Source organism: Clostridium sp. UBA5119 (genome assembly GCF_002414285.1).
Classification (GTDB): Bacteria; Bacillota; Clostridia; order Clostridiales; family Clostridiaceae; genus Clostridium_J; species Clostridium_J sulfidigenes.
Map to the genome: position 1 here is coordinate 57,920 of NZ_DHYX01000035.1, position 2,306 is coordinate 60,225.

Annotated in this window: 2 protein-coding genes; both read left to right on the forward strand. The window is 27.1% G+C overall.

Going from position 1 to position 2,306, the window contains the following annotated elements; all coding sequences use genetic code 11:
• Nucleotides 1-375 precede the first annotated feature (375 nt).
• Nucleotides 376-825, forward strand: coding sequence for a YbjN domain-containing protein (locus tag B2671_RS04630; protein ID WP_346869364.1), 450 nt, complete (start codon nucleotides 376-378; stop codon nucleotides 823-825).
• 145 nt (nucleotides 826-970) lie between these two features.
• Nucleotides 971-2,062 (forward strand): AI-2E family transporter, encoded by a 1,092-nt coding sequence (locus tag B2671_RS04635; RefSeq protein ID WP_346849254.1) that lies wholly within the window; start codon nucleotides 971-973, stop codon nucleotides 2,060-2,062.
• The last annotated feature ends 244 nt before the right edge of the window (nucleotides 2,063-2,306 follow it).

Below are 2,306 nucleotides of genomic sequence, written 5' to 3' on the forward strand. Positions count from 1 at the left end.
CTAAAATAGAATTATTACCTTATCATCTTTTAGGTGTAAATAAGTATGAGAGCTTAGGTATAGACTATAGGCTAGATGGTGTAAATCAAATGGATAAAGAAAGTTGTAGTCAACTTCAAGATTATTTAATATCTAAAGTTCAACAGAGTAAAAAGAGTAAAATTTCTTAACCTGTTAATACTTTTACATTTTTTTCCACATAATCCCCAGATTTATCCACAGGTTAGTAATAAACCATAATTTAAATCATATACTTATAAGTTATACAATTCTATTTACTAACCATCTCTTTTATGAGATAATTACTAATACATTATAATATATATAATATTCAAAAAATATATTTATATAAATTTTATTCAAGGGGGAAATAGTATGAGAAGTAATGCTATAGAATTTGAAATATATATAGAAGAACATAGACTTCCATTAAACAAAGGACTCAATGTAGATGAATTTACCATCTTTTCATTTCCTGAAAAGATCACTATAAACGGAGTTACTAAGCCAGTTCTGGGAGGTGGCCAAGATAGAAGAGCTGTTATATCATTAAGAGATGATGATACATTAGCTGACATCTTCTGCTTTAATATAGCCTCTATATCTAAAGATCAAGATAAATATAAGTTATATGCTTTATTCAATGAATTAAACTCTACATATAAATATGTATCCTTTTATGAGGATAATGAAGTTATAAGTGCAAAAGTATCTCTACCATTTAATAATAACTTTGATGCAGATTTAGTTTTCCAAATGCTTTCTATAATATTTAGAGCTGTAGATGAAGAATACCCTAAAATTCTTTCTACCTTGCACAACTAAATAAACTAGAAAACTAACATGCTAGTTTTAATTTTCTAGCATGTATTTTTTTAATCATTTATGTTATTACATATAATGACATTAACTTAATTAAAGTTAAATAAATCTCAAAGTCTTTACTATTCTAAAATTAAAGGAGGAAAAAATGAATAAAAATAAGAATTTTACTAAAATAATACAAATTCTTCTAATAATAAATTTAATTCTATTAGCTATAGGACTCTTCAGTAAAATGAATTTTGTACTATCTCCTATAACTACAATTCTTAATGCCATGTTTATACCTATAGTTTTAGCAATTTTTCTTTACTATTTAGTGAGACCTGTTAAAAGATTTCTTCAAAATAGGAAATTATCAAGTGGAATAGCTACAGCCCTTTCAATACTATTGATAATAGTATTAATTGTATATATGCTTATATATTCTTCATCAATAATAGCTACCCAAGGTGAAAGTTTAACCATAGCTATTATTGAGTCCGTGCAGAACTTAGCTGATAAATATAGCTACTTATTTCCACAAATTAATGAATTTTTAAATATTGGTGAATTACTTCAAAAAGCCGCTAACTATTTAGTAAATTCTTTTACAGACATAAGTAAAAACATATATGTATTTGCTAGTTCTATAGGTAATTTTGTAGCTCAGATGATTTTAATACCAATAATAATGTTTTATATACTTAAAGATGATAAAAAAATATATAATACTTTCACTTCCTTTCTTCCAAGAAAATTTAAAAGTATTATATTGAAAATACTTCATGAAATTGATACAGTATTAAAACAATACATTACTTCACAGATTATGGTTGCTTGTGTCATCGGAGTTCTTATGTTTATAGGTTATGTAATCATCGGAATGCCTAATGCTCTTGTTCTATCTCTATTTTCTCTTATAACTGCCTTTATTCCTTTCTTAGGTGTAATACTGGGAATTATTCCAGCCATCCTTATATCCTTAAGTATGGGCTTTGGTATGGTACTTAAAATAATAATTCTTACAGTTATTGTTCAACAGTTAGAAGGCAATGTTATAACCCCTAATATCACTGGTAACCAACTAAATATGCATCCACTGACAACTATTTTAGTAGTTACCATAAGTGTATACTTTGGAGGTTTCTTCGCAGCCTTCCTTGCAGTTCCTATATATAACATTGTTAAAATTCTTGTTAAGAATTTATATTGTTATTTGATAAATAAGCATAATACGGAAATTACAGTTGAAAAATAACTTTCAATATTAAAATAAGCACTATTGATTTAACTCATCAGTGCTTATTTTTTTACTCTGCCATTTCCTATAATATTATTGATTCTGAGTAAACCTCATCATTAATCAAAAATTAAGAATAAAATAAAAAATACCAACGATTTCACCTACTGAAATCGTCGATATTACTACATTCATGGTACACCCAACAGGATTTGAACCTGCCACCGATGGATTCGAAGTCCAGCGCTCTATCCAGCTGAGC